Genomic DNA, 26,612 nt, shown 5'->3' on the forward strand with positions numbered 1-26,612 from the left:
TAGACAATCTACCTTGTAATCGGTCGATGTTGTCTTGGTCGGCGCGCCCTGGTCAAACCATGCCCAGCCCCAGCCGTCGCCCCACAATTTGTTGTCGGGATGGCTGTTCTTGCTGTCCTTGACCATGACGAACCAGCCTTTCAGCGTTTTCGTATGGCTGACCGTGCCTGTCGTCATTGGTCCTGTCGACGCCTCGAATACCTCTTTCACCAGCGTCGTGCCGTCCGCGAACTTGCCGTTGGCGCGATGCCCGGCTGCGGCACCGGGCGAGGCATAGACCATGTGCATCTCCTTCGATCCAGCTGCCTTGTCGTCTGCCACAGCCCAGGTGCCGAGATACTGATAGGTATCGCGATAATTGGCCGGTACCCGCAAGGTGCCTGAGGCGTCAGCGCCGCTGTCGACAGCAACGCTGTCAACAACGGCACTTGATTTCGGTTGCGGCGCACAGGCCGTCACGATCAGGGCACCGGCCAACGATAACGCTCGCAACCCGACAACTGTGGCACCACGGGGCAGCATCTCTATTGATCCAGCCGCGGATAGAACTGCGTCCACACCATATCTTTCTTGGCACCATCGATATGACATTGCGCGCACTCACCGATCGGCCTCAATTTGGCAGTCTCAAATTTGGGCTCGCCATGATTGAAGTTATAATATCCCCAGTTCTGCGTGTCCGCATAACGCTTGCTGTCCTTGACCGAAACATCGGCGCCATTGAGCTTGCCGGGGAAATATCCGCGCCCCGAGGGCTCGTCGCGCGAACCGTCCGGATATGTCCCTTTGATGGTCAGCTGAAGCTCCTTGAACAGGATTGTCCCTTCCGGGAAGACACCGGTCTTCTTGTATTCGTCATAGGCCCATGGCTGGATATAGACGTTGTGGAACTCGGGGAAATTGGCCTTGCCATTGTTCAACCCATGCGGTGTCAACGGGGAGCCCATATACACCCACCGTTCGAACTTCTTGGGCAACACAAGTTCGCCCGCGGCGGTGTATTCCGGCATGTATCGCTCGACGGCAGGGCTGGCCACGGCAGTTTCATCGACCGGACCAGCCTTTGTTGCTTCTGACTTGCTGCAGCCTGCAAGAACAAGCAGAGAACATCCCAAAGAAAATGCGGCGAAGCTAGTTTTGGTCATCATGATTTCCTCTTTACCAACTGTTATGATCTCGGTTTCAGCGTTTTGTGACGGGCGCCAAAACGCACTGAAGCTACGCGACAAGCTTTGCTCGCTGCCCGGCATCGGAGGCTGCAAGATACATCCTCGTGCCGGGCGCGAATTTGGCTCGGTATTGCATCCACCGGTCGAGACGCGCCGACGTCCAGACGCCGGTCGAAAGCCGACATGGTCCTGAGTGAGAGATCACGTAGTCCTGACTGCCTGCAGCGTCGCCCCTTGCGGTGCGAGGCGTTGCGCTGAAAGGAAAAATGCGGGCGTCGGCGGTGGTGGGGAAGGCGACCGACGCCCGGTTCCTGGTGGCTGCGAAGCTTGGCCAAAGCTCCAAAACAGCAGGAACGAGAGCTTGAACAGACAGCGCGTATCCGGACTTGAGGCCCTGCAATCAGATGAGGGTTCGGGTTACGCAACCTTGCGCACACGCCGGCCGTCGCGAAGGCTGGATGGCATTCGCGGAAGGCGCAACGGTCATCATGCACCCGAGGCCCATCAGCCGGGAGCGAGATTTGAGTCTTGATGGCCGCCTCCCTCCGGTTAGCTGGTTGGTGCGCAGTCAAGTTGTCCAAAGGCGTTTGGATTGCAGGCAAACTAACCGCTTGTGACAGAGTCCGCGCGCGCAATGCTGCTATTGACCGAACGATATTGCGCCATATTGGCCGTGGCGAACATTTGGGGCCAACGCCTCGGCTGATCGTCAAGATCTGCATGGCTGCCAATTGATCGCATAGCCACCGGCGCCCTGACCCGCCAACGGTCCTCGCGCAAAGGACAGACAGGCTGCCTGAAATGCGCTGCCGCGAGGCGCACCATTTGGAACGCACGGCAAGATTTCCGGGTCAAGCGGTGCGCCATTCGCGGCCATAGGGCGCGTCTGTCCCAAGCGAGCGCCCCATGTCATGATTGCGATTTTCACCTTCGTTCTATCCGCCCTTGCAGCCTATCTCCGCAGCACAAGCACAGGCGTTGAAGGGGTGCAGCCGTCGTCCAGGTCTGGCTGGCGTGCGACGTTGGCGTTGGGTGCGGCAGCGTGCATCATTGCGCAGCATGCGGCCATGCCGCCACGCCAGCCTTGCCCAGCCGGTCTCGCATTGGTGACGGTTCAGATATTGTCCGGCTGATCGCGCTTCTTCGATGCGTGCGCCACTTGACGCGGTGCCTCGCCGGTGACCCTGGCAAACACCCGCGAAAAGGCGGCCGCGCTGTCATATCCGACGCGTCCGGCCACGATCTTGACCGGCTTGCCTTTGGCGAGAAGTTCGCGCGCCAGCGTCATTCGCCAGCGGGTCAGATAGTCCATCGGCGTCCTCCCGACGCACGCGCGAAAATGCGTGGCAAAGCGGGTGCGTGACATGCCGGCCACTTCGGCAAGATCATCGAGCGACCATGACCGCCGGGGCTGTTCGTGCATTGCCGTCAACGCCTTGGCCAGCCGGGGATCGGCAAGGCCGCCCAGCACACCACCGCTTACCGTGCCACTGGCCACAACATGCCGCACGATCAGGATCAAAAGATAATCGAACAGATGGTCGATGGCGGCCTGCCGCCCGTCGTCCTCACCAAACCCTTCGGCAAGCAACAGTTCGCAGACCGGCCCCATCGCCGGGTGCTCGGCCAACGGAAACAGGACAAGCTCGGGCAGTCCTTCGCCAATCGGGTTGCCGACATCGCCGCCCAGATCGACCTTGGCACACACAAGATCAGCCCCTCCTTCTGGGGGCGCCGTCAAGCTGTGCGCCCGCCCGCGGGGGAAGAAAACCAGCATGGGTTCGCTGATCTTTATGTCTGCCGCGCCAGTGCGGCTTAACGTCAGTTCCCCCTTTCTGAGGAGGTGAAGATAGCCACATTCGGTAAACTGCGCCGCGTTGCACAAATTGCCCGAGAAGAACGCCCGCGCGCTCGGGGCGGTGTGCGCAAACAGGGCGGCAAGGTTATCCATTTGAACGATCTGCAATGAAGTTGGCACCTATCTGCATCGATAGCAGCCCATATAGCTGTTGTGCAACCCCGCACCGATCATGAAAGGAAATTCAAATGCCCCGTATCAACCCCGTAGAACTCGCCACCGCTGACACTGGCGTCCAGGCAACCCTCGGCGCTGTCAAGGCGAAGATTGGCATGGTCCCCAATCTGTTTGCAACCTTCGCTCAGGCCCCCGCCGTGCTGAACGGCAACCTCGCTTTCGCCGATGCGCTGACCAAGGGCGTTCTGACCGCCGCACAGCGCGAAATCGTTTCGCTCGCTGTCGCCCAGTATAACAGCTGCCACTATTGCCTGTCGGCACACACGCTGCTCGGCAAGGGTGCCGGCCTGTCGCCCGCTGCCATCCGCGCTGCCCGTCAGGGCAAGGGCGAAAGCGCGATCGACAACGCCATTGCGACGCTTGCGCTGCGTATCGTCGAAACGCGCGGTCAGGTCAGCGACGCCGATCTGTCTGAAGCCCGTCTCGCCGGTCTTGACGATGCCCGCATTGTCGAAATCGTCGGCAATGTTGCGCACAATGTGCTGACCAACTTCATGAACAACGTCGCCCAGACCAAGATCGACTTCCCGGTCGTCGATGTGGCGATTGCGGCCTGATCGTATTGCTTGCGGGCCGGTGCAACGCATCGGCCCGCGCCCCAACCTGATTTGAAAGGAACACGACCCATGAACCTGCAATTCCTCACCCCGAAGCTGCATGGCGCTTTGGACTATATCGCCGCTGGTGCGCTGATCGTGTTGCCCTTCCTGCTCGGTCTTCAGGGCATTGAGCTCTGGCTGTCCGTCGCGGGCGGTTCCGGCCTGATCCTCTACAGCCTGCTCACCGATTATGCGTTCGGTATAATCAAGCTGGTGTCTTTTGACCTCCACCTGTTGCTCGATCTCGCGGCTGGGGTGGCGTTCATTGTTGCGCCGTTCGTCCTCGGCTTCGGCTTCCTCGCATCAATCTATTATCCGGTCATGGCGGCTGGCGTGCTCGCGGTGGTTGCCTTTACCGCGCGTGCCAACCCATCAGTCCGGCAGAACGCCGCTGCCTGAGCCCTTCTTTCAAGGACACGAGTTTTGTTATCAACAATGCCACCCTGCATGTCCCGGTCGCGGCATGCAGGGTTTGGCACGACTGGCGTGTGGCTCCACGACCGGGGTTGTGGGCCAACGCCCTCAGCGCCATGTTTCAGTCGAGAGGTGAAATTTCCTTACAGAGCTCAATGCCTCTCCGTTCTGGCTTTTGCAGCATCAGCCAACAGCGACCAGCCGATGAAAACGAGCCCGCTCGTCGCAAGGCGAGGCGGTGTGCGGCACTCCAACAGGGGTGCCGCACCCCTTTATTTCTTCAGCACCGGATAGCCATCGACATACGTCCAGTCGGTGGCTTTGGCCGGCTCGTGGCAGGTCAGACAATCTACCTTGTAATCGGTCGATGTTGTCTTGGTCGGCGCGCCCTGGTCAAACCATGCCCAGCCCCAGCCGTCGCCCCACAATTTGTTGTCGGGATGGCTGTTCTTGCTGTCCTTGACCATGACGAACCAGCCTTTCAGCGTTTTGGTATGGCTGACCGTGCCTGTCGTCATTGGTCCTGTCGTCGCCTCGAACACCTCTTTCACCAGCGTCGTACCGTCCGCGAATTTTCCGTTGGCGCGATGCCCGGCTGCGGCACCGGGCGAGGCATAGACGATGTGCATCTCTTTCGATCCAGCCACCTTCTCGTCCGCCACGGCCCAGGTGCCGAGATACTGATAGGTATCGCGATAATCGGTCGGCACCCGCAAATCGCCCTTAGCAGTTGCGCCAGTGTCGGCGACGGTTAAGGGGGGCTGCGACTCAGGCGCACAGGCCGTCACGATCAAAACATTGGCGAGCAATAACGCACGCAGCCCAGCAGTCATCCAGCGAGAGTGTTGCATGTCAATTGATCCAGTCCGGGATAGAGTTACGTGCAAACCATTTCTTTCTTGGCGTCGGCGTGGCACTCCAAGGGTTTATAGCGGTATTGCAGAGCCGTATGCCGCTCAATTCTACTCTCCTAACCCATCAAACCAGGATGTTCAACCCCTGAAAACGACCTCTGCTGTCGTAGGGTCAGGCGGCGAACGATGCAGCGCGAGGAAGGCGTCAGCGATCTTCTCCGGAGCGAACGGCGTGCCAGCCGCAACCTCGCCAGCAATCGTGACGGTGCCAACGCGGATACCGCTGGGTGCCAGCTCTGCGGCCAGCATCAGCGCCAATGCGCGGATGCCGGCTTTGCCGACCGACAGAGATGGTGCCTGAGGGGAGGGGTAAAGCGCAAGGCCGCCGCCGGTGAACAGCAAAGTCCCGCGCCCTGCTGCAATCATCGCCGGGGCGAGCGCCCGCGCGGCGACCAGCGCGCCGGTCACACACAGCTGGAAATCCGCATCAAAGCTTTCGGGTGTCGTCGCCAGCACCGGGCCCGGGCGCCACAGTGCCGCGTTATAGACCAAAACCTCGGCATCGCCCAAGGCATCGCGCGCGGCATCGAGTGCCGTGGTCAGCGCGGTCGCATGACCGGCATCGGCAGCAAAACCGCGCGCCGCGATGCCGCTTGCGCGAAACGCCGTCACTGCCGCATCCAGCTTGGTGGTGTCACGCGCAATCAGCGCCAGCGGATAGCCTTCTTTTGCAAACGCCTCGGCGACTGCACCACTGACGCCCGGCCCATAGCCGATGATGATCGCAGGCCCTTTTGATTGTGTCATATTGCGACCCGCCTATCCAAGGATCATCGGCGACAGCACGGGGGCCATCAGCATCTCGAACTCAAGATTGGTGGCCGAAACGATATTCTCGATGATCTTGCCGTCCTTAAGCCGCGCGACATGGGTTTCGTCGAACAGGATGATCCGGTTGGTCGCGGCGACTCCGTAATAGTCCTTGGCGTGGCATTGGCGCGAATGAAAGCGCGTTACCACGCGCGTGCCATCAGCGGATTCGAACTGGTCGATGATCTCAACGGGTGATTGCGCCGGAAACGCATCGACGAAACCCGTCAGTGTCGCCTTATACTCATCGATACCCTCGATCGGACCAGTTGGCTTGAGTCCGGTAAACCCGCGAATATCCGGGTGCATGGTCGCATCTGCGGCAGCAAGATCGGCGCGACCGAGAAATTCGGTGGTGAATCGGCGTACGATTGCCAGATTGTCCATGTTTTTGCTCCTCGGTTCAGATTCGCCTTGATTAGCTTATACTGCCTACAATGCTCGTGCGCCTCAACAGCCATAGCCGCCGGGCCAAGCAAATAACTGCGCTTTGGCAGCAAGAATCCTGGGAACTTCGCCCATCTGTTTCTTGGTTGCGGCGAGCAGGACCAGGCTCTCGCCCCGAGCAGGACCAAGCTCTCGCCCCGAGCAGGACCGATCAGGCGAGGGTCGTTCATACGGTGTTTCCTCGAATCCATGCGAGTCTGCGAAACCTGTCGTGCCGCATCAATACGCATGCAGGATTTGCCGTGCTTGGCCGAAATTGCGCCAAACGACCGATCTTGCGGCAAACCGCCTTATAGCGTGCGTTGCCGGGGCCACTCGGAAGTATTCATGCCCAGCACGCGCTGGAATAGCCAGGCGAGGCCCTGCCGCGAGTCAAAACCAAGGCTCAGCGCCAACTCGATGATCGAAAGCCGGGAGGTGGTCAAAAAGGTCCTTGGCGCGCTCCAGCCGCAGCCTGTTCTGGCAACGGTGCGGCGGCGGGCCGGTGGATTGCTTGAAGGCCCGGCAGAAGTGATAGGTCGAAAGGCCGACAACGCTGGCCATCGCCGGGAGCGAAACATGCGCGCCATCAGACACCGCCATCAGACACCGCCATCATATCGATGACGCGGTGCACCTGCCAGGGCGCAAGGCCGGACGACATATGTCGCTCCCATCAGTGCCATCAGGAAAACGGGGTGGGCTGCCGAAGTACCAGCCTTAAGGCAAGTGCGGCGAGTGCCGCCAGTATCGAACTATGTGAGACGATCCGCGACACCAGCGGGACAATCACGAAGGGGATCGCCGCCCCCAATCCCACTTGCCAACACACAGCCAGCAACACGCCCAAGCCGGTCGCCGCTGACTTCTCGCCCGAAAACCGGATGAAGATCGACCTGCTGTGTCCCAAGATCGCCAGCAGCGCAGCGGCCATCACAGATCAGGGCAACCAAACGTCGAATTCGACGGCAGCCAGTCCGGCCGCAACCACCACCGCCAGCGAGAAGAGCGATTGGGCGAATGCAAAGGTTCTGCCGGACGACAAGGGCTATGATTCCGACTGGCTCCGTGTGGCACTGCCCCAACGCAAGATCCTATCCTACATCCCGTCAAAATCGAACCGGAAAGTGCCGATTGCACAAGATTTGCCGCTCTATCGCCAGCGGCGCAAGGTCGAGAACATGTTCGGGAGGATCAAGGACTGGCGGCGCATCTACATGCGATACGATCACTGCGCCCATACCTTCATGTCCGCCACTCTTATGATCGGTGGTCTGGCAACTGGACGGTCTGCCTAAGGGGCAAAGCGGACTTCGGCCCATCGGCCTGACTTGATTCCCACACAAACCCGACCGCCAAGGCTCGATCCTGAGCACTTCGCCGAGCTACCTAGAAAGCTACCTAGAAAGCTACCTAGAAGAAACAAGCTGCCGAATAGCCCCTTCCCAATCAGGCATAACCTATTAATTTATAGAGAAAATATGGTGGACGCACTTGGGCTCGAACCAAGGACCCGCTGATTAAGAGTCAGCTGCTCTACCAACTGAGCTATGCGTCCATCCATCCGTGGAGGCAGGCTCGAATCAGCCGCCGCCGGGAGAGCGCTGCCTATATAAGATTGGAGACGGATGAAAAGACCCTTTTTGGTAAAAAGGGGGAGTTTTTTGCTGGTCTCCTATCGGTTGGCCCGCGATCCCTGCTTTTCAGGGGGCAAGTCGTCCAGCGCCGCCGTTCTGGCGCGTGTTGCGCTCGATGCCCATGAGCAGCCCGATACAGATCATGATCGTCATCATCGACGAACCGCCATAGCTGAGGAACGGCAGCGGAATGCCCACTACCGGGGCAAGGCCCATCACCATGAGCAGGTTGATGGCAATGTAGAAGAAGATCACCATCGTCAGGCCGCCGCCCGCCAGCTTGCCGAAGCGGCTCGGCGCGTTAAGCGAGACCATGGTCGCCCAGCGCAGCAGCAGGCCGAACATCACGATCACGAACAGCCCGCCGATCAGGCCCCATTCCTCGGCCATGGTGGCAAAGACGAAATCGGTGTGACCCTCTGGCAGGTAATCGAGATGGCTTTGCGAACCCTGCAGATAGCCCTTGCCACCAATCCCGCCCGATCCGATCGCGATCTTGGACTGGCTGATATGATAGCCGGTACCAAGCGGGTCGCTTTCCGGGTCCAGAAAGGTGAGCACGCGGTTCTGCTGATATTCCTTGAGCAGGAAGAAGAACGCAAAGGGGATGAAGGCGGCGCCGGCCAGTCCAGCCCCCACGAACAGCCTGAGCGGCACGCCGGCCAGAAACATCACGGTAACCCCGCCTGTCATCACCGCAATCGAGGTGCCAAGGTCGGGCTGGGTCATCACCAGGAACCAGGGCACGCCGATAAGCACCAGCGGGGGCCAGATCGCAGACCAGCTGCGCGCCTGTCCGATGGGGAGCATCTCGTAGAAGCGCGCGATTGCCAGAACGACCAGCGGCTTCATGAATTCCGAAGGTTGCAGCCGGATGAAGCCGAGCTCGATCCAGCGCTGGCTGCCGCCCTTGACCGCGCCGGCAAGTTCGACGAGCAGCAGCAGCACCGCAAACACGGCATAGGCGGGAAAGGTGGCCCATTTTACGAAATTTTCGCTGAACAGGCGGATGACCAAGGCCATCGTAAGAAAAACCACGAACCGAAGGGCATGGATGCCTGCCCAGGGCGAGACGCTGCCACCAGCAGCGGAATAGAGCACGATGACGCCGAAGCCAGCAATGGCGACGGTGATCAGTATGATCTGCCAGGGCAGTTCCGCCACCGGGCGGGGAACGAAGGCCAGCATCTCAGTCAGCGGCCTCTTCTGACGGAGCCTCGGGAACGCGGCCTTCGGCTCGCGCGCGGAACAGCGCGAATTCGGCAGCCATGCGCTGCTGGATATCGCCACCCCAGGCAGCCTCCATGGCCAGCAGGCTGTCCATCGCCTTTTGCGGATCGAACATATAGGTCATGAAATCCTTGGCCACGGGTGCGGCGGCGCGCGATCCGCCCAGGCCGTGTTCGATGACGACCGCAGCGGCATAGAGCGGCTGCTCGACCGGTGCGAAGCATACGAACAGGCCGTGATCCCGATATTTCCACGGAACGCCGGCGCCGCCTCTGCTGCCTGAGCCAAAACCGCGCACCTGCGCAGTCCCGGTCTTGCCCGCCATGGCAATGCCGTCCAGCGGAAGCTTGGAGCGGGCCGCCGTGCCCTGACTCACCACCTGTGCCATGCCCAGCTGGGCGACGGCGAGATGCTCGGGCGGATAGGGCAGGGTGGGCGCGACCTTGTCGTCGGGGATCAGGTGCGGATAGAGCTTGCGGCCCGAGGCCAGTCGGGCGGTCATGACCGCAAGCTGCAGCGGGTTCACGATGACATAGCCCTGGCCGATGACTGCGTTGAGCGAGTCCGATGCTGTCCATGCCTGCTTGTACTTGCGCATCTTCCATTCGCTGTCGGGAATGGTGCCGTATCGCTGGTTGAGCCCGGCCAGGTCGAAATCCTCGCCGAGCCCCATTTCGCGCGCGACCATGGCGATCTTGTCATAGCCTAGGCGATGCGCCTGCGCGTAGAAATAGGTGTTGCAGCTCTTCTCGATCGCCCGGACCATGTTCACCGGGCCGTGCCGACCAAGACACTGATAAAATCGGTTGCCGAGGCGATAGCCGCCAGGGCAGTTGACAGTTTCCTCCGGATCCACGCCATGTTGCAGACAGGCGACGGCAGCCATCGGCTTGAGCGTTGATCCGGGCGGATAGAGTCCGCGCGTCGCCTTGTTGAGAAGTGGGACCCGCTCGTCCTGCGACAGCATGGCATATTCAAGCCGCCCGATGCCGTCGGAAAAGCTGTTGGGGTCAAAGCTCGGCATCGAGGAAAAGGCCAGGATGCCGCCCGTCTGACAGTCGATGACCGCGGCGGCCCCCGATTCCCGACCCATGCGACGCGCCACGAATTCCTGCAGTCCGCCATCGATGGTCAGTTTCAGCGGCTTGCCGGGCACATCCTCCTGCACGCCCAGTTCGCGAACGATCTTGCCCCGTGCCGTGACCTCGACCTTGCGCGCACCAGGCTTGCCCTGAAGCTGGGGTTCGAAATATTTCTCCAGCCCGTCCTTGCCGATCTTGAAGCCCGGCGTGATCAGCAGCGGGTTCTTGTTTTCCTCATATTCTTCCGCATTGGCGATGCCGACATAGCCAAGCAGGTGACCGACCGCAGCGCCAGTGGGATACTGACGGGAAAAACCGCGTTGCGGAGCCACTCCGGGCAGATCGGGCAGCCGAACCGATAGCGCAGCGAAATCCTCATAGGTCAGTCCCGAGGCGACCGGCACCGGCTGCAGGCCGCGCGCATCCTTCATCGCGGCGCGCAGGTCGTCGATGGCATCGGGCGTCATCTTGAGGATATTGCCCAGCTGACTGATCGTGCCTTCGACATCGCGCACCCGCTGCGGGATCAGATCGACGCGGAAATCCGCCTTGTTGTTGGCGAGCGGCTTGCCGTTGCGGTCGATGATCCACCCCCGTCGCGGCGGAATCAGCGTGAGATTGACCCGGTTGCTCTCGGACAGCATCTTGTACCGCTCGTTCTCGACGATCGAGATATACGCCATGCGGCCGGCCAGGATCGCACCCACCAGGCCCTGCGCGCCGCCGATCAGCATCGTGCGGCGATTGAAGGTGATGTTCAGCGAATTGCGGGTGATCAGCTTGCCCGGGCGTAGCATGGTCAGTCCGTCCTCAGCGCTTGAGGCGGATATGATCGAGCCGGGCAACCAGCCGCAGAACCAGCGGATAGAGGAAGATCGCCAGGATCATCTGGGGGTAGAGCACCGAAAAGCGCGTGTCGCTGGCGAGAAAATTGTTGATTGCGAGACCTCCTGTGAGCGCAAATATAAGCGCTATGGCGGCAATGAACCAGTCCTGCCAGTAGTTGCGCCAGATATAGCGCTGTTCGATCAGGTCGAGCGCGATCAGGATGATCGACCATAACAGCACCGCACTGCCCACCGGCTGGCCGCTCAGGATGTCATCGAACATGCCGAAGGGCACGCCCGCCCAGACCGGCCAGATTCCCGGGCGAAGCAGCTGCCAGCAGATCAGCACGATCAGGCCGAAGGGCGGCAGCACCGGAGCCGATGCGACAATCGGCAGCAGAGGAGTCATCGACCCGATCAGCACCGAGCCAATCGGCACCGCAGCCTTGCGAAAAGCGGATGGCTCGCGATTCAACCTGGCGCGATATGGCGCGTTCATGGCCGTTGCTGCCCCTCGGCCCGTGGCTGAGACGCGGGATCGGCCGGTGTGGTCGCCGGCGTTTGGGCCGTCTCCGGCGCGGCGTCCGTCGCCGGCTCTGCCCTGCGCGGCGCAGCGAGTGGCGCGGCGGCTTGCGTGTTGGCAGGGGGCAGGCCGCTCGCCGCCGGGTCGGCGAGTTCGGGTTCGTACATTTCCTGCACGATCACGAAATCGGTGGCGGCCGGATTGGCCAGAAGCTTGCCGATAGCCCCATCGCCGGTCAGCTTCTCGATGATCGCAACGGGAACATTGGGCGGATAGATGCCGCCGTTGCCCGAGGTCACCATCACATCACCAACCTTGAACGGGTTGATGCCGATATCGATCAGCTTGATATCGACCCGGCCATCGCCGCGCCCCTGCGAGAACGCCACGGTGCCATCACGAGCGCGGCGCACGGGCACCACATTTTCTGCATCGCTCAGCAGCAGGACGCGCGAGGTGTTCGGGCCAGTCTCGAGCACGCGGCCGATCAGCCCTCGCTGCGCGCGCACTGGCTGGCCGCGCTGAACCCCCTGGCGCGAGCCGACATCGAGAGTTGCGAAGCGGCGGCTGCTTGAGGCGCTTGAGTTGATCAGACGGGCAGTCGCAACCGGTCGGCCCTCCTGCTTTATCAGCCCGAGCAGTCGGCGCAGTTCGCGATTTTCCTGTTTCAGCGCGCGCGCCTCGATCAGGCGGATGCGATTGCGTTCCGCCTCGCGTTGCAGCTCGGCATTTTTCGATCCGGCATAGAAATAGGCAGAAACCTCACGCCAGCCTTGCTGGACGCCCACGCGCATCCCGGTCAGAAGCCGCGCCGGAGGGGCGCTGACCTCTGTCGCGAGCGATCGGACCGCCGAAAAGGCCGCAGGATCGAAATGCGACAGGGCAAGCAGCAGCAATCCGGCAAATGCGCCCGTGAAGGCGAGCAAATACCCGGTGAAAATCTGCAGCTGCGCCTTGCGGGAGAACCCGGGGCGCCGATTGCGGGGCGGCGCCATGCTTTGCCTGCCGTCAGGCGGTCATCAGCACGCCGCGGAAGATGGGATCTTCCATGGCGCGACCGGTGCCGATGGCAACGCAGGTCAGCGGATCCTCCGCAACCGAAACCGGCAGGCCGGTCTCTTCACGCAGATGCGCATCCAGCCCGGCGATCAGCGCGCCGCCGCCGGTCAGCACGATACCCTGGTCGACAATATCGGCCGCCAGTTCCGGTGCAGTATTCTCGAGCGCAATCCGCACGCCCTCGACGATGGTGCTGATCGGTTCGGACAGCGCCTCGGCGATCTGGCCCTGGTTGATCGAGATTTCCTTGGGCACGCCGTTGACGAGATCGCGACCCTTGATCTGGATCGTGTGGCCGATGCCGTCCGGCGGGGCGACTGCGATGCCGAAATCCTTCTTGATCCGCTCGGCAGTGGTCTCGCCGATCAGCAGATTGTGGTGACGACGCACATAGGAGACGATCGCCTCGTCCATCTTGTCGCCGCCGGTGCGCACCGATGTGGTATAGGCGAGACCGCGCAGCGAGAGAACCGCGACTTCGGTCGTGCCGCCACCGATATCGACGACCATAGATCCGACGGGCTCGGTCACCGGTATGTCTGCGCCGATTGCGGCAGCCATGGGTTCCACGATCAGGAGAACCTGGCTTGCACCTGCATTCGAGGCGGCATCGCGGATAGCGCGGCGCTCGACCGATGTGGAGCCCGAAGGAACGCAGATCACGATTTCGGGATAGCTGAAGATGCTGCGCTTGCCATGCACCTTCTGGATGAAGTGCTTGATCATGTGTTCGGCGACCTCGATGTCGGCAATCACGCCGTCACGCAAGGGACGGATGGCCTCGATCGAATCGGGGGTCTTGCCCATCATCATCTTGGCATCGACGCCGACCGCCTTGACCCGCTTGATGCCGTTCAGCGTCTCCAGCGCCACCACCGAAGGCTCGTTCAGCACGATGCCCTGATCCTGGACATAGACAAGCGTATTCGCGGTGCCCAGATCGATCGCCATATTGTGCGAACCGAACCGGAAGAGTTTGGAGATGAACGACATGCAGACTTTCCAGAACTAAATGGAGGGAGCGGCTGACGGACCGTGATGTGTGCAGATATCCCGGGGCGGAGGCTAACCCGTGCGCCCGGCCAGACCAAGGCAGAAAAGTGCTGGGAACTCGGGAGTCGCGTCCAAGCCGCGCTTGGGCTAGAGGCGTGTCCATGTCAATACGAAGGCTGCCAAACGCCCTGATAAACCGGATCGCAGCAGGCGAAGTGGTGGAAAGACCGGCCAGTGCGTTGAAGGAGCTGGTCGAGAACGCGATCGATGCCGGCGCAAACCGGATTTCCATCGCGCTGACCGATGGCGGGTTGGCGGGAATCGAGGTTGTCGACAATGGCTGCGGCATGGTGGCAGAGGACATCGCTCTCGCCCTGGAAAGGCACGCCACCTCCAAGCTTCCCGATGATGCGATCGAACTCGTCACGACCATGGGTTTCCGGGGAGAGGCGCTGCCCAGCATCGCCAGCGTCGCGCGCCTCTCGATCGCCAGCCGCACCGCGACAGGCGATGGCTGGCGGCGCGTGGTCGACCATGGCGATGTGATCGAGGACGGCCCCGCCTCACTGCCGCCCGGCACCCGCATTCGCGTCGAGAGCCTGTTCGCGCGTGTTCCGGCGCGCCGCAAGTTCCTGCGTTCGGCGCGCAGCGAATATGCCGCGTGCAGCGACGTGGTGAAGCGGCTTGCAATGGCGCGGCCCGACATTGCCTTTTCGCTCGAATCGGATGGGCGCCGGGTGTTTTCCGTCCAGGCAGGCGAAGCGCGCCTGTCGCGCGTTGCCGCGCTGACGGCGCGGACCCTGGCCGACAATGCCGTGCTGCTCGATTTCGAGCGGGAAGGCGTCAGGCTGAGCGGCGTTGCAGGCTTGCCGACCTATAATCGCGGTGTTGCCGACCATCAGTTCCTGTTCGTCAACGCCCGGCCGGTGCGCGATCGTTTGTTGAATGGCGCGGTGCGCGCGGCCTATGCCGAGATGCTGGCGCGCGATCGGCATCCGGTGGTGGCGCTGTTTCTCGACGTTCCTTCGCAGGAGGTCGACGTGAACGTTCATCCGGCCAAGACCGAGGTGCGCTTCCGCGATGCGGCGATGGTGCGCGGGATGATCGTCTCGGGCCTGAGGCGTGCACTCGACGCGGGCGGGTTCCGTGCGGTTCAGCGTCCCGCCGAAGGCGCGCTCGCCCGGTGGCAGAGCGAACCTGTTGCGCCGCCTGCACGCGATCCGGACATGTTCAGTGCGCCGGTACCGCTGATGGCGACCGCGCCGCAGCAGGAACCCGCCTGGCTGGCCGCTGCGGGCGTTGCCGAACGCAGCCAGCCTTTCCTGGCCGCCGCTCCGATGGGCCGTGCCGAGCCGGCCGCAGCGCCGGTGCCGATGGCCGAGCGCTATCCGCTGGGGATCGCGCGCGGACAGATCGCGAAGACCTATATCGTTGCCGAGGCAGAAGACGGGCTGGTGATCGTCGATCAGCATGCCGCGCACGAGCGGCTGGTGCTCGAGCGGATGCGCAAGGCGGCGGATGGGGGCAGGGTGGCAGCCCAGGCGCTGCTGATCCCCGAAGTGGTCGAGATGGACGAGACCGCCTGCGACCGCATCGAGGAGCGCGCGGCCGAACTTGCCGAATTCGGGCTGGAGGTCGAGCGCTTCGGACCCGGCGCGGTGCTGGTGCGCGCCACTCCGGCGCTGCTGGGGGCTGGGGACGTGCATGGCCTGATCCAGGACGTCGCCGATGAACTCGCGAGCTTTGATGCGGCGCTGTCGCTCAAGGAGCGGCTCGATCTCGTTGCGTCGACCATGGCGTGCCATGGATCGGTCCGCGCGGGCCGTGTCCTGTCGGTCGCCGAGATGAACGCGCTGCTCCGTGAAATGGAGATCACCCCACATTCGGGCCAGTGCAACCACGGCCGCCCGACCTGGGTCAAGCTGGCGCATGGCGATATCGAGAAGCTGTTCGGACGGAAGTGAACTCAGGTCGATCTGCGCGAGAGCCTGTGCAAGTCTCTCAAAAACCGCTATAAAAGCTGAACTGGCAGGGGATGGAGGCACAAATCATGAATGCAGTGATCGCAAACCGCAATCTTCCCGCAGCGCGCCGGATCGGGTGGGGCGCTGCGGTCGTGCTGCTGGCCGCGCCCGCCGTCGCGATGCAGTTCACGCGCGAGGTCAATTGGGGGGCTGAGGATTTCGCGACCCTGGCTGTGATGCTCGGAATTGCGGGGCTGTGCGCGGAGGCCGGCGTAAGGACTGTCCGCAAGCCGCTTTTGCGCGCGGTTCTCATGGGCGCAATTGCGCTTGCATTCCTGCTGGTCTGGGCCGAACTCGCGGTCGGAATAATTCCCGGCTGATGGAGCTTTTGATGACGCGCTGTGCCCTGATCCTCCCGCTCGCATTGCTCGCCGCGTGCAGCAGCGACAAGCCGCAATCGGAAGAGATGGTGACGCTCGATGGCGCAACCTCGACCCAGTCCGGCACCGCCTCGGCTTCGGCTGGCGGTGCGACACCTGCGGTGGCGACCGGACTGCAGGCGGTCGATGCAGAGGGATCGAAGCTTGAGCCGCTGCTGTCGAGCGCGATCAGCGAAGCGGGGCTGGACAGCAGCGCCTGCCGGTTCAGCCCGGCTCAGGGTGCGCTGCCGGTGCTTGTCGCCAGCAAGACTGGAGGCAAGGCGTTTGTCTCTATCGCTGGGAAGGCGATCGATGTCGCGCCTTCGGGCATCGTGGCGCAGACCGGCGGCAGCTTTTCCGGCGAGGGCGTGACGCTGATGGTGACCGCTTCGGGCAAGGATGCCGCAGGCAATGCGGCGAGCATGCAGGTCAGCGACAGCGACGGTCCCGCCTTCGTCTACAAGGATGGTTTCTGGGCCTGCAACTGAGGCCCCAAAACCCTCAATCCTTTATCGGCGCTTCGGGATGGCGCACCTTGATGAGGCCGTTGCTGCGCAGTGTCATCACCGGCTCGTCATTCTGGTTGAAGATGACGACATCGGATTTGAACAGCCCCATGTCGGGGCGGTTCTTGGACCGCCGCTTCTCGATGATCGTGGTCTCGATGCGCAGCGTGTCGCCCGGATAGACCGGCTTGACCCAGCGCAGATTGTCCATGCCCGGCGATCCCAGGCCCGCCTGACGCGTGGTCTTCATGTTCTCGACCAGCATGGCCATCATCATCGCGCAGGTATGCCAGCCGCTCGCCGACAGCCGACCGAAATGCGTCTGTGCCGCCGCCTCGTCGTCGAGATGGAACGGCTGCGGATCATATTTGCGCGCAAACTCCATCACCTCTTCGCGGGTGACGTCATAATGGCCGAATTTCGAAGTCGTGCCGACTTCCAGGTCTTCATAATGGATCATGGACATAAGTCTTGATGCGCAACCTTGTATTTGCAAGCGAAATCAGCGCGCCAGCAGCGGGGCGAGCGTGGCGGCATTGCCGTCGGACGGAAGGGCCGAGGTGCCTGTCAATGCAGCGAGCAGCGGATAGACATCGACATTGTCGAACAGCGGCAGGCTTGCGGTCGGCCTGATCGAGGGGTCGAAGGCCATGAACAGCGCCTGCATGTCCGCATTGGCGGGATCAAAGCCATGCGCACCACCCTTGACCGGCCAGGAAGGCGGGCCGGACAGGATCGTCCAGCCAATATCGGCGATGCAGATGATCGCGGCGACGCGCGGGTTCTTGCCGTAATGCAGATGCGCGGGCAGGTCTTCCTTGCGATGACAGGCCATGTGTTCGTGCGGCTTGAGCAATGCCTGATAGACGCGCTCGTCGGTCCCCGCCGCCGGTTCGATGGCGGCATAGGGGCCTGCCTCGACTGCGATATAGCTGGCCCGGTCGATCAGATCGTCGAGCTGGATGACCCGGTCCTCGGCCGTCTCGGCCATGCCATGATCGGCGGTGATGACGAAATTCGCATTTACCCCCAACGCCTCGACGCCGCGCACCAGATCGCCGATACGCGCATCGACCTCGGCAATCGCCGCATCGAGTTCGGGCGAGCGACCGGGGCCGAAGCGGTGACCGGCGGTGTCGACGGTATCGAAATACATCGTGACGAGGCGCGGGCGGATGGCGGCGGGGCGGCGCATCCAGTCGAGCACTGTGTTCACGCGCTGTGCGTTGCCGATATTCTGGTCGAAGCGCATCCAGTCGCTCGGACGCAGGCCTCCATGTGCGATCTCGCTGCCCGGCCAGAACATGGTTGCGGTGCGGATGCCGGCTTTCTCGGCCGTGATCCAGATCGGTTCGGCTTCCTGCCACCAGAACGGGTCGAGCGCCTGGCGGGCATCGCCCATGCTGAATTTCTGGTCGGGGCGGACAGGATCGATCATCATGTTGCCGACAATGCCGTTGCGGTCGGGGCGCTTGCCGGTGACGATGGTATAATGGTTGGGGAAGGTCTTGCTCGGGAAGCTCGGCCGCATCGCTGCCGCGACCCCGCGCTTGCGCAATTCGCCAAGATTGGGCGTAAGACCGCGATCGAGATAATCGGGGCGCATGCCGTCGATCGAGATCAGGATGGTGACCGGCGGTTCGCCTTCGTTAGCGAAGGCTGGGGCGGCCAGCGCCAGCGCAAGCAGCGCGGCGATGAGCCGCGCAATCATGCCGGCAGCCCCGTCATCCGCGCGCCGGGCGTGCCGTGCGCAATCTCTGCCGTGGCACGCCGCTTGATGCTGTTCTGGCGCACGGACACCTTGTCGACCACCTGGAAATGGGCGAGCCAGGCATCGGGCGTGACCTCGCACACCACATAGCCACGCTGATCGTTGAGGAACCTGAGCTCGGGATTGTTCTTCATCATCTGCTCGCTGCCATAGCGCAGGTCCGATCCGTCACCGCCGCTGCTGATCGAGGTGGCGACGATCTCGGTGCCCACCACCTTGTCCTGATGGACGAGATCGCCGACGAAATTCTGGTGCTCGTCGCCGGTCAGCACCACCACATTGCCGAGACCCGCCATCCGGGCGAGCATGCGCTGGCGCGGCACCTCATAGGCGGCCCAGCTGTCCATATTGGCGATGCGCGTGTCCTCGTTCGCGGCGCGCCTGCGGTCGAGGCTCATCATCATGATCTGCTGCGCCAGGCAGTTCCAGCGCGCGCTGTTGCGCTTGAGGTTGCGCGCGAGCCATTCTTCCTGCTCCGCGCCCAAAACCTGCGCGGTCTTCTCGCCCACGCCCTCGCAGAGCGGCTTGAAGCCGTCGTCACAGGCCTGGTCGCTGCGATAGGAGCGGGTGTCGAGCAATTGCAGTTCGGCCAGATTGCCGAAGCGCGCGGTGCGGTGGAAGATGCCGGTGCCGAAGCGCGGCATGTTGGCACGGCGGATGGGCATATGCTCGTACCAGGCCTGGAGCGCGGCAGCGCGGCGCAGCGCGAAGACGTCCGCCGGGACATCGGCATTTTCGTTGATGTCGGACACCCAGTTATTCTCCACCTCGTGATCGTCGAAGGTGTGAAAGAAGCTGTGCATCGCATGCGCGCGCTGAAGATCGGTATCGGCCTTGGTCTGGGCATAGCGCAGGCGATAATCGCCGATGTCGTAAAGCTCCTGTCCCAGATGCTGGCGCACCGGTACCTGCAGGCCGCCGCCGAAATAGTTCGCGCGCGTCGGGCTGCCGCGATATTCGTAGATATAATCGCCATAATGGAACACGAAGTCGAGGTCCTCGCGCGCCAGATGATTGTACGCGCCGTAATAGCCGTCCTCGAAATTCTGGCAGCCAGCGACACCGAATTTCAGCCGATCGACCGCTGCCTGCGCCAGTGGCAACGTCCGGGCACGCCCGGTGAAGCTGCGCTCTCCGCCTGCGGTGAAGCGATACCAATAGGAACGCTGCGGCTGCAGCCCGGTCACCTCGACATGCACGCTATGTGCGGTTTCCGGACGCGCGAATGTTTGGCCCTTGGCGACGATATTGGCGAAACGGTCATCGCTCGCCACTTCCCAGTCGACCGGCATCGCCGACATAGGCATGCCGCCATGCGCTTCGAAGGGATCAGGCGCGAGCCGGGTCCAGATCACGAAGCCGTCGGGCGAGGGATCACCCGAGGCGATGCCGAGCGCGAAGGGGAAGGTCCGGAACACGCTCTGCGCCCTGAGGATGCCGGGGGTCGCAAGGGCAAGCGGCGCGGCGGCGATGAACAGACGGCGTGAGAGCATGGCGTTCGATCCTTCCTAGGGCAGCGGCCCTGCACCGCCATGCCCGGATTTTCTGACAGGGCGGTGACGGATCAGACGTTGAACTTGAAGTGCAGCACATCGCCGTCCTGCACGACATATTCCTTGCCTTCCTGGCGCAGCTTGCCGGCATCGCGCGCGCCTGCCTCGCCATTCAGCGCGATATAATCGTCATAGGCGATGGTTTCGGCGCGGATGAAGCCACGTTCGAAATCGCTGTGGATTTCGCCCGCCGCCTGCGGCGCCTTGGAGCCGACCTCGACCGTCCAGGCGCGTGCTTCCTTGGGACCGACAGTGAAGAAGGTAAGGAGGTGGAGCAGGTTATAGCCGGCGCGGATGACGCGCGCGAGGCCGGTTTCCTCGAGGCCTAGGTCGGAAAGGAACTCCATCCGCCCGTCATGGTCCATGCCGACCAGTTCGAATTCGATCGCGGCGGAGACGACGACGGCCTCTGCGCCTTCGGCCTTGGCCTTTTCGAACACGCGCGCGCTGAATGCGTTGCCGTCCGCCGCGCTGCCTTCGTCGACATTGCAGACATAGAGCACGGGCTTTGAGGTCAGCAGTTGCGCCTGGGCGAGTACGCGCGCTTCCTCGTCATCGGCAGGCTCGGTCAGCCGCGCAGGCTTGCCTTCGCGCAGCAATTCCAGCGCCTTGCCGAGCACCGACGCGCCGATCTTCGATTCCTTGTCGCCCTGCTGGCCGCGCTTGACGAGGCCGGGGACGCGCTTTTCGAGGCTTTCGAGATCGGCGAGCAAAAGCTCGGTTTCGACCGTTTCCGCATCCGAGATCGGATCGACCTTGTTCTCGACATGCTGGATGTCGTCATCCTCGAAGCAGCGCAGTACATGGACGATGGCATCGACCTCGCGGATATTGCCGAGAAACTGGTTGCCAAGGCCTTCGCCCTTGGATGCGCCGCGCACCAGCCCTGCGATATCGACGAACGCGAGCTGGGTGGGGATGATCTTCTGGCTACCCGCGATGGCGGCCAGCTTGTCGAGCCGCGGATCGGGGACGGCGACATTGCCGACATTGGGCTCGATCGTGCAGAACGGATAGTTCGCCGCCTGCGCCGCCTGCGTCTCGGTCAGCGCGTTGAACAGCGTGGACTTGCCGACATTCGGCAGCCCGACAATACCGCATTTGAAACCCATGATTTTCCCAGCCTGAAAGTGTTTGTCGGCGCCTCCGCCGATCCTGGCTGCGCCCTAGCGCCATTGCCGGGGCAATTCCAGTGCCTCCGCTCAGCCGATTTCGTGCACTGCCTTGACCCAGGGGCCATAGGGAGAGCCGCCCAGCATCTGGACCTGCACCCTGGCAGAAAGCTCGTTGATCGCCTCTTGCGGTTTGGGACCGGGATGCACGGCGCGGCGCAGGGGGCGCTGGCCAGCGGGCAGCGCGATGATCTCGGCGATCGCGCGGGGCACGTCCATCGGGTCGGCCGAGCGACCGCTGCCGTCCTCCATGCCCATCCGCGCCACGACGGCGGGATATGCTGCAGCGCGCTCGGTATCGAGCCGCGCCTTGAGCGCGCCGGTATAGCGGTTGCGGTTGCGCCAGACATCGGTGGGATAGCCGCCCGGTTCGATGATGGTCACGTCGATGCCATGCGGCACCAGTTCATAGGCCATCTGCTCGCTCAAGGCCTCAAGCGCGAACTTGGTCGCCGAATAATGCCCGCCATTGGGCACGATCACCCGGCCGAGCTGCGAGGAGATGTTGACGACAAGGCCACGCTTGGCCTTGCGCATCGCAGGCAGCGCCGCGCGCGCGACGCGCTGGGCACCGAACACGTTGGTGTCGAAGATCAGCTTCGTCGCCTCCATGTCCTGCAGTTCGATCGGGCCGGTAATGCCGATCCCGGCATTGTTGATGATGACATCGAGCGCACCGCCGGCTTGCGCCTCGGCTTCGCGTACCGCCCTGGCGACCATGGCATCCGACAGGACATCGAGTTCGATCACCGATATGTCGAGCTTCTCGGTCTCCGCCGCGCTGAGCAGTTCCGATGCTTGAGGCCGCGGCAGGTTGCGCATGGTCGCGAACACTTTCGCGCCAGCACGCGCATAATGCAGTGCACCGAGAAAACCGAAGCCCGTCGCGGCCCCGGTGATCAGTATCGCCTTGCCCTTGAGATCTGGCGCTGCCGATGCCTGCGCGGCGACTCCAGGCGCAAACGCCGCCATTCCGGCAAGAGCGCCGCCGGCAAGGATATCGCGTCGATGGGGGAACTCGGCCATGGCTGTCACTCCTGAAGGGTTGCGGTCGCCAGCATCGCAAAGGATGCTGGCGACCGCAATGTTTCAGATAGTTGAGCCCGATCGCTGCGTTGACCCATGAGGTCCGCGCATCAGATGTGGCCGCGTCAGTTGCCGACCGGCTGCTTGTCGGTCCGTGTCACCACGACAGTGGACGAACGCGGCTTTTCGCCGTTGATCGGCCAGTTGCCCGTCGGGTGCTGGATGTTGACGAAAAAGTCGGTGAGGCTGGGCGTATAGGCGATGCCGGTGATTTCGCAGCCGAGCGGACCGACGAGGAAGCGCTTGGATTGCTTGGTCTTCTGGTCGACATAGAACATCGCATTGTGGCCGAAGGCCTGATCGATTGTCACGCCGCTGACGCCCGAATTGCCCGGAACCGAGTGGTCGGTCTGCACCCACAGACGGCCCTGAGGATCGATGCGGATGCCATCGGGGCTGGAGAAGGTGTCACCGCTGATATTGCCGACCAGATTCTCGCCCCCCGAGCGCAGCGCCGGATCGCCCGCGAGCAGGAACAGCTCCCAGGTGAAGGTGGTGGCAAGCGGCGAATCGCCCGATTCGCGCATCTTCAGAATGTGGCCGTGGCGGTTGGTGACGCGCGGGTTGGTGGCATCGGTCACTCGGCGGCCCGAGTTGTTGGTGAGCGCAACGAAGATCGCGGTGTTGTCGGGCGCGACCGTGATCCATTCCGGACGATCCATGACGGTGCCACCGGCGACCCGCGCGGCAGATTTCGTGTTGATCAGCACATCGGCCTGGTTGCGGAAATCGACCGTGCGCGGAGCCGGCGGGGTGGTCGACTGGCTGATATCGCCCGGATCGCGTGCGCCGACGACCAGACCGTTCTGACCCTGTTGCAGCAGACGCCATTCGCCGGTGCCATCGGCGTTGAAGCGCGCGACGAAGAGCTGGCCGAAATCGAGCATGTCGATATTCGCAGCACGGTTGGTGGCGCTGAATGCGCGTTCGCAGACGAACTTGTAGATGCAGCCCGGGGTTGCATCGTCACCCATGTAGAAGGCGACGCGGCGGTCGGAATTGGCCATGAACGCGGTATTTTCATGGTCGAAACGACCCATGGCGGTGCGCTTGGTGGGGGCGGCGAGTTCCTGGAACGGGTCGATCTCGACCACCCAGCCATAGTCGTTGGCGGGCTGGCTGGGATCGAAATAATTGTCCGTGGTTTCCTCGCAGGTGAGATAGGTGTTCCACGGCGTGCGGCCGCTTGCGCAGTTGTTGAGCGTGCCCTTGATCGGGTTGCTCAGCAAGCCGGCAGCCGGACCGCCGACGCGATAGGCCGAATTGCCGGTATAGCGCTTGTTGTAGCGCGAATTGGGGACGACCGACCATTTGCCGTCTGCGCCCTTGGCGATCTCGACCACGCCGACACCGACCGCCGACAGTGCGAGCTGGCGTTGGGCCGCCGTGGCCGATGCCGGGTTGCTGGTGATCGCAGCCACGTCTGCATCGCTCATCAGGATGTTGAAATCAGGATATTCGAAGTTCACCGCGAGCACGCCCGACGTGTTGGCGTCGGTGTTCGGGATCGCGAACAGCTCCATGCCGTCATGGTTGCCGCCGGCCCATTTTTCTGCCTGGCCGGGGGTGGGGAACGCGCCGCCGAATCCGGCAACGCCGGGTTCGATCACATCGCCCGCCTTCAGCAGAATACTGGTCTCGTAACCGGTCGGCACGGTGACGCGGTCGTTCTGGTTGGCAGCGACCGAATTGAAAGTCACCGAGAAGCTGGGGGCAGGCGCCGGAGCCGGGGTAGGCGTAGGTGCGGTTCCGGTATTGGGAGGCAGCGTCACGTTGTTGCCTGCGCCATTGCCGTCGCCGCCGCAGCTTGCGACCATCGGCGCCAGCGCCAGGCCGAACAGACCGTTCACCAGGATCCTGCGGCGCGAAGGGTTGGCCGCGACAATCGCCTCAAGGCAATTGGGATTGTCGTGATCGGCCATTTCGGTGCGATAGGGCGCGCGCGCGGCGTCGGTAAGGTGTGACACAGTGATTCCCCCGAAAATCAGGTAGTTGATGCCGCATTCAGCCCCGCGCTGGAGCGGCGTGCGCGTGTGTTGCCCGAGTTGCGCGCGATTGTGATGGCCGGATGGTGACGGCATCAAGTCGCTTTTGAGACGAATTTATGTAGCAGATCCGGGGGTTTGGCTTCGATCTTGTCAAAACCTTCGATTATCAGCAGTTATCCGGGGCATGCGGACCTTGCTGACTGTCGATGATCTCACCCGCGACCTGTTCGCGCTCGGCATCGGCGCCAAGGATATCGTTCTGGTGCATGCCGGGTTGCGCAGCATCGGTCCGATGATCGCGGGCCCCGACACGCTGATTGCGGCGCTGCGGCAGGTCGTGGGGCCGGAAGGCACGATCATGGCCTATGCCGACTGGCAGGGCGCACCCGAAGCGGCGTGCGACGAGGAAGGGCATATCCTGCGCGAATGGCGCGATCATGTTCTGCCCTTCGATCCTGCCGCCTCGCGCGCGATCCGCGACAATGGCGCGTTTCCGGAATTCTTGCGGACCACCTTGGGCGCGCTGCGCAGTGTCAGTCCCGGCCCGTCGATGGTCGCGCTCGGGGCCAAGGCAAAGTGGCTGCTCGATCCGCACCCGCTCGACTACGGCTATGGCCCCGGCACGCCGCTCGCGCGGCTGGTCGAGGCAGGGGGAAAGGTCGCCATGATCGGCGCGCCCTGGGAGACGATGACGCTGCTCCACCATGCCGAACATCTCGCCGATATTCCGGGCAAGCGCGTGGTGCGCTGGGACGTGCCGTTTCTGGAAGATGGGCAGACGGTGTGGCGCACGGTCGAGGAGTTCGATACCGGCAATCCGGCGGTCGAAGGCCTGGACGATGATTATTTCGACGAAGTGGTGCGCGATTTCGTCGCAACGGGCCAAGGCAGCCAGGGCACGATCGGCGCGGCCAGTGCGCTGCTGGTCGATGCGCCCGCGATGACGCGCTTTGCGGTCGATTGGCTCGAAAGCCGGTTCGGGCCTTAACGCTGCCGTGCGGCGAGCAGGCCGATGCCGAGCCACAGGCCGAGCGGGAAGCTCATGCCGGCGCCCACCAGCGGCACCGGAAACCAGCCGAAGATCGGCGCGACGCTGACCGCCCCGATATAGAGCGCGATCGCGCGCGCGGCGGTGTCTTGCAGCCGCAGCGCGAACAGCATCGCCGGGATCGCGGCGAGGCTGGCGACGGCGGCCCAGGCGAGGGCGGGTGTGGCGGCATGCGCTAGCTGGACGATCTGTTCGACCTCCGGCACCGGCTGCAGCGGATCGGCGCGGAGCAGCGACAGCGCAGCGATGCCGACCAGACAGATGGCCGTGACCAGAGCGGCGATGCGCTTGTCGGTGACCAGAATCGCGAACCCTGCGAGTGCAAGCGCGAAGGCTTGCGAGGCATCGGGCTGGATCGCGAGGATTGCGGCAAGCAGCGTTGCGATGATCGGCACAAGACGATGCTGCGCGCCCAGGCGCGCCATTGCCACGATCGCTGCGGGAAGGGTGAGCGACGCGATATTGACGAAAAGCGGACCGGCGGAGAGCCAGCGGTGCACGCCCTGCTGATCGGGTCCGGCCAGCGTCGCTGCAACCAGCGCCAGCGCGGCGACGGCAATTCCGATCCAGGCCCGGGGCGAGGGGGTTGCCCGCGCGATGGCAAAGGCCAGGCCGCCGCCGACCGCCCAGGCCGCGATATTGGGGATCCAGCGGATCTGCGGCGTACCGCTCAACACCATCGCCGCAATGCCGCAGCCGGAAGCGATCAACGAAAGGAGCGCGAAAAGTGCAAGCAGCCGGGCATCGCTGCGGTCGGTTGCGGTCATGCCTGCTGCCGCAGCGCGACGTCGTTCATGAAGCGCACGTCGTCGTCCTTGGCGAGCCAGCCCGCTTCCGCGCCGATTGCGCCGAGCATGTCGGTCAGGTCGTCGAGTTCGGTCTTGGCGAAATTGCCGAGCACATGGCTGGTCACCCGGTCCTTGTTGCCGGGATGGCCGATTCCGATCCGCACGCGGCGGAATTCGGGGCCGATATGCTGATCGGCCGATCGCAGGCCGTTATGCCCGGCGATACCGCCGCCGCGCTTCACCTTGACCTTGAACGGGGCCAGGTCGAGCTCGTCGTGAAAGATGGTGACGGCTTCAGGCTCGAGCTTGAAGAAGCGCATCGCCTCGCCGATCGCCTGGCCGGACTTGTTCATGAAGGTCGCGGGCTTGAGCAGCAGGAGCTTCTGATTGCCCAGCCGCCCTTCCTGCGCCCAGCCCTGGAAGCGGCGCTTGGGCGGCTCGAAACCGTGCATGTCGGCGATGATGTCGATCGCCATGAAGCCGACATTGTGCCGGTGCATCGCATATTCGGGGCCGGGATTGCCCAGGCCAACCCAGATTTGCATGGAACCTCTCCCTTTGTTTCAGGGAGGGGCGGGGAGAGGGGCATTTTGCCAGCC

General features: G+C 63.0%; 28 protein-coding genes and 1 tRNA gene. 7 read left to right on the forward strand and 22 right to left on the reverse strand.

Annotation, left to right across the window (positions count from 1 at the left end):
- The 3 genes from C7451_RS09835 to C7451_RS09845 form a co-directional block, all read right to left on the reverse strand.
- Window positions 1-522 (reverse strand): cytochrome P460 family protein (locus C7451_RS09835; RefSeq protein ID WP_110298803.1); only part of this gene is annotated, 522 nt, incomplete at its 3' end.
- Window positions 523-524: 2 nt separating this feature from the next.
- Window positions 525-1,148, reverse strand: coding sequence for a cytochrome P460 family protein (locus C7451_RS09840; protein WP_208625186.1), 624 nt, complete (start codon window positions 1,146-1,148; stop codon window positions 525-527).
- A gap of 1,135 nt (window positions 1,149-2,283) precedes the next feature.
- Window positions 2,284-3,120, reverse strand: a complete 837-nt coding sequence (locus C7451_RS09845; RefSeq protein ID WP_066670915.1) for an AraC family transcriptional regulator — start codon at window positions 3,118-3,120, stop codon at window positions 2,284-2,286.
- Window positions 3,121-3,215: 95 nt separating this feature from the next.
- Between C7451_RS09845 and C7451_RS09850 the strand changes: the two genes are divergently transcribed.
- Together C7451_RS09850 and C7451_RS09855 are read left to right on the forward strand one after the other, a co-directional pair.
- Window positions 3,216-3,761, forward strand: coding sequence for a carboxymuconolactone decarboxylase family protein (locus tag C7451_RS09850; protein WP_066670912.1), 546 nt, complete (start codon window positions 3,216-3,218; stop codon window positions 3,759-3,761).
- A gap of 69 nt (window positions 3,762-3,830) precedes the next feature.
- Entirely contained in the window at window positions 3,831-4,202 is a 372-nt protein-coding gene (locus tag C7451_RS09855; protein ID WP_110298804.1) for a hypothetical protein, read from the forward strand.
- A 287-nt stretch (window positions 4,203-4,489) separates the two neighbouring features.
- On the opposite strand, the gene C7451_RS09860 is transcribed toward C7451_RS09855, so the two are convergent.
- From C7451_RS09860 to C7451_RS20495, 5 genes are all read right to left on the reverse strand, one after another.
- Complete coding sequence (locus C7451_RS09860; RefSeq protein ID WP_208625187.1) at window positions 4,490-5,068, reverse strand: cytochrome P460 family protein; 579 nt, start codon at window positions 5,066-5,068, stop codon at window positions 4,490-4,492.
- 141 nt (window positions 5,069-5,209) lie between these two features.
- Window positions 5,210-5,878 carry an SDR family NAD(P)-dependent oxidoreductase gene (locus tag C7451_RS09865; protein ID WP_110298806.1) on the reverse strand — a complete coding sequence of 223 codons (669 nt, stop codon included), beginning with the start codon at window positions 5,876-5,878 and terminating at the stop codon, window positions 5,210-5,212.
- Between the two features lie 12 nt (window positions 5,879-5,890).
- The gene (locus tag C7451_RS09870) at window positions 5,891-6,328 is read right to left on the reverse strand and encodes an ester cyclase (protein WP_110298807.1); all 438 of its coding nucleotides are present in this window, start codon (window positions 6,326-6,328) and stop codon (window positions 5,891-5,893) included.
- Between the two features lie 432 nt (window positions 6,329-6,760).
- Window positions 6,761-6,970, reverse strand: coding sequence for an AraC family transcriptional regulator (locus C7451_RS09875; RefSeq protein ID WP_110298808.1), 210 nt, complete (start codon window positions 6,968-6,970; stop codon window positions 6,761-6,763).
- 82 nt (window positions 6,971-7,052) lie between these two features.
- Window positions 7,053-7,301, reverse strand: a complete 249-nt coding sequence (locus tag C7451_RS20495; RefSeq protein WP_110298809.1) for a glycerol-3-phosphate acyltransferase — start codon at window positions 7,299-7,301, stop codon at window positions 7,053-7,055.
- On the opposite strand from C7451_RS20495, the gene C7451_RS09885 reads away from it, so the two are divergent.
- On the forward strand, window positions 7,252-7,665 hold the full coding sequence (locus C7451_RS09885; protein ID WP_110298810.1) for a transposase: 414 nt from the start codon (window positions 7,252-7,254) through the stop codon (window positions 7,663-7,665). The genes C7451_RS20495 and C7451_RS09885 overlap by 50 nt on opposite strands.
- A 184-nt stretch (window positions 7,666-7,849) precedes the next feature.
- Here the strand turns inward: C7451_RS09885 and C7451_RS09890 are convergent.
- From C7451_RS09890 to C7451_RS09915, 6 genes are all read right to left on the reverse strand, one after another.
- Window positions 7,850-7,925: transfer RNA gene (locus tag C7451_RS09890), tRNA-Lys, on the reverse strand.
- 145 nt (window positions 7,926-8,070) lie between these two features.
- On the reverse strand, window positions 8,071-9,189 hold the full coding sequence (rodA, locus tag C7451_RS09895) for a rod shape-determining protein RodA (RefSeq protein ID WP_110299009.1): 1,119 nt from the start codon (window positions 9,187-9,189) through the stop codon (window positions 8,071-8,073).
- Window positions 9,190-9,193: 4 nt separating this feature from the next.
- The gene (gene mrdA, locus C7451_RS09900; RefSeq protein WP_110298811.1) at window positions 9,194-11,113 is read right to left on the reverse strand and encodes a penicillin-binding protein 2; all 1,920 of its coding nucleotides are present in this window, start codon (window positions 11,111-11,113) and stop codon (window positions 9,194-9,196) included.
- A 13-nt stretch (window positions 11,114-11,126) separates the two neighbouring features.
- Complete coding sequence (gene mreD / locus C7451_RS09905; protein ID WP_110298812.1) at window positions 11,127-11,642, reverse strand: rod shape-determining protein MreD; 516 nt, start codon at window positions 11,640-11,642, stop codon at window positions 11,127-11,129.
- Window positions 11,639-12,661 (reverse strand): rod shape-determining protein MreC, encoded by a 1,023-nt coding sequence (gene mreC, locus C7451_RS09910; protein WP_110298813.1) that lies wholly within the window; start codon window positions 12,659-12,661, stop codon window positions 11,639-11,641. The genes mreD and mreC overlap by 4 nt, the downstream gene beginning before the upstream one ends.
- A gap of 13 nt (window positions 12,662-12,674) precedes the next feature.
- Entirely contained in the window at window positions 12,675-13,718 is a 1,044-nt protein-coding gene (locus C7451_RS09915; RefSeq protein ID WP_110298814.1) for a rod shape-determining protein, read from the reverse strand.
- A 161-nt stretch (window positions 13,719-13,879) separates the two neighbouring features.
- Here C7451_RS09915 and mutL point away from each other — a divergent pair, with 161 nt between their 5' ends.
- The 3 genes from mutL to C7451_RS09930 all read left to right on the forward strand — a co-directional run bounded on the left by mutL (window position 13,880) and on the right by C7451_RS09930 (window position 16,589).
- Window positions 13,880-15,682: a DNA mismatch repair endonuclease MutL gene (gene mutL / locus C7451_RS09920; RefSeq protein WP_110298815.1), complete on the forward strand. Its 1,803-nt coding sequence runs from the start codon at window positions 13,880-13,882 to the stop codon at window positions 15,680-15,682.
- Window positions 15,683-15,768: 86 nt separating this feature from the next.
- Window positions 15,769-16,062 carry a hypothetical protein gene (locus C7451_RS09925; RefSeq protein ID WP_110299010.1) on the forward strand — a complete coding sequence of 98 codons (294 nt, stop codon included), beginning with the start codon at window positions 15,769-15,771 and terminating at the stop codon, window positions 16,060-16,062.
- A gap of 11 nt (window positions 16,063-16,073) precedes the next feature.
- The gene (locus C7451_RS09930) at window positions 16,074-16,589 is read left to right on the forward strand and encodes a hypothetical protein (RefSeq protein WP_146215343.1); all 516 of its coding nucleotides are present in this window, start codon (window positions 16,074-16,076) and stop codon (window positions 16,587-16,589) included.
- A gap of 13 nt (window positions 16,590-16,602) precedes the next feature.
- Here C7451_RS09930 and C7451_RS09935 read toward each other — a convergent pair whose 3' ends face one another.
- The 6 genes from C7451_RS09935 to C7451_RS09960 all read right to left on the reverse strand — a co-directional run bounded on the left by C7451_RS09935 (window position 16,603) and on the right by C7451_RS09960 (window position 24,156).
- Window positions 16,603-17,067 carry a MaoC family dehydratase gene (locus C7451_RS09935; protein WP_110299011.1) on the reverse strand — a complete coding sequence of 155 codons (465 nt, stop codon included), beginning with the start codon at window positions 17,065-17,067 and terminating at the stop codon, window positions 16,603-16,605.
- A 42-nt stretch (window positions 17,068-17,109) separates the two neighbouring features.
- Complete coding sequence (locus C7451_RS09940) at window positions 17,110-18,318, reverse strand: alkaline phosphatase family protein (protein ID WP_110298817.1); 1,209 nt, start codon at window positions 18,316-18,318, stop codon at window positions 17,110-17,112.
- Window positions 18,315-19,871 (reverse strand): alkaline phosphatase D family protein, encoded by a 1,557-nt coding sequence (locus C7451_RS09945; RefSeq protein WP_110298818.1) that lies wholly within the window; start codon window positions 19,869-19,871, stop codon window positions 18,315-18,317. Before C7451_RS09945 ends, C7451_RS09940 begins: the two co-directional genes overlap by 4 nt.
- 71 nt (window positions 19,872-19,942) lie before the next feature.
- The gene (ychF, locus tag C7451_RS09950) at window positions 19,943-21,043 is read right to left on the reverse strand and encodes a redox-regulated ATPase YchF (protein ID WP_110298819.1); all 1,101 of its coding nucleotides are present in this window, start codon (window positions 21,041-21,043) and stop codon (window positions 19,943-19,945) included.
- A gap of 90 nt (window positions 21,044-21,133) precedes the next feature.
- A complete protein-coding gene (locus C7451_RS09955) occupies window positions 21,134-22,129 on the reverse strand; it encodes an SDR family oxidoreductase (protein ID WP_110298820.1) in 996 nt (331 codons plus the stop codon).
- A 125-nt stretch (window positions 22,130-22,254) separates the two neighbouring features.
- Window positions 22,255-24,156 (reverse strand): alkaline phosphatase PhoX, encoded by a 1,902-nt coding sequence (locus C7451_RS09960; protein ID WP_110299012.1) that lies wholly within the window; start codon window positions 24,154-24,156, stop codon window positions 22,255-22,257.
- Window positions 24,157-24,361: 205 nt separating this feature from the next.
- Between C7451_RS09960 and aac(3) the strand changes: the two genes are divergently transcribed.
- Entirely contained in the window at window positions 24,362-25,165 is an 804-nt protein-coding gene (aac(3), locus tag C7451_RS09965; protein ID WP_110298821.1) for an aminoglycoside 3-N-acetyltransferase, read from the forward strand.
- Here aac(3) and C7451_RS09970 read toward each other — a convergent pair.
- Together C7451_RS09970 and pth are read right to left on the reverse strand one after the other, a co-directional pair.
- Window positions 25,162-25,992 (reverse strand): hypothetical protein, encoded by an 831-nt coding sequence (locus tag C7451_RS09970; RefSeq protein WP_110298822.1) that lies wholly within the window; start codon window positions 25,990-25,992, stop codon window positions 25,162-25,164. The genes aac(3) and C7451_RS09970 overlap by 4 nt on opposite strands.
- Complete coding sequence (pth, locus tag C7451_RS09975; RefSeq protein ID WP_110298823.1) at window positions 25,989-26,558, reverse strand: aminoacyl-tRNA hydrolase; 570 nt, start codon at window positions 26,556-26,558, stop codon at window positions 25,989-25,991. Before pth ends, C7451_RS09970 begins: the two co-directional genes overlap by 4 nt.
- Between the last annotated feature and the right edge of the window lie 54 nt (window positions 26,559-26,612).

This window comes from Blastomonas natatoria (genome assembly GCF_003201955.1).
Classification (GTDB): Bacteria; Pseudomonadota; Alphaproteobacteria; order Sphingomonadales; family Sphingomonadaceae; genus Blastomonas; species Blastomonas natatoria.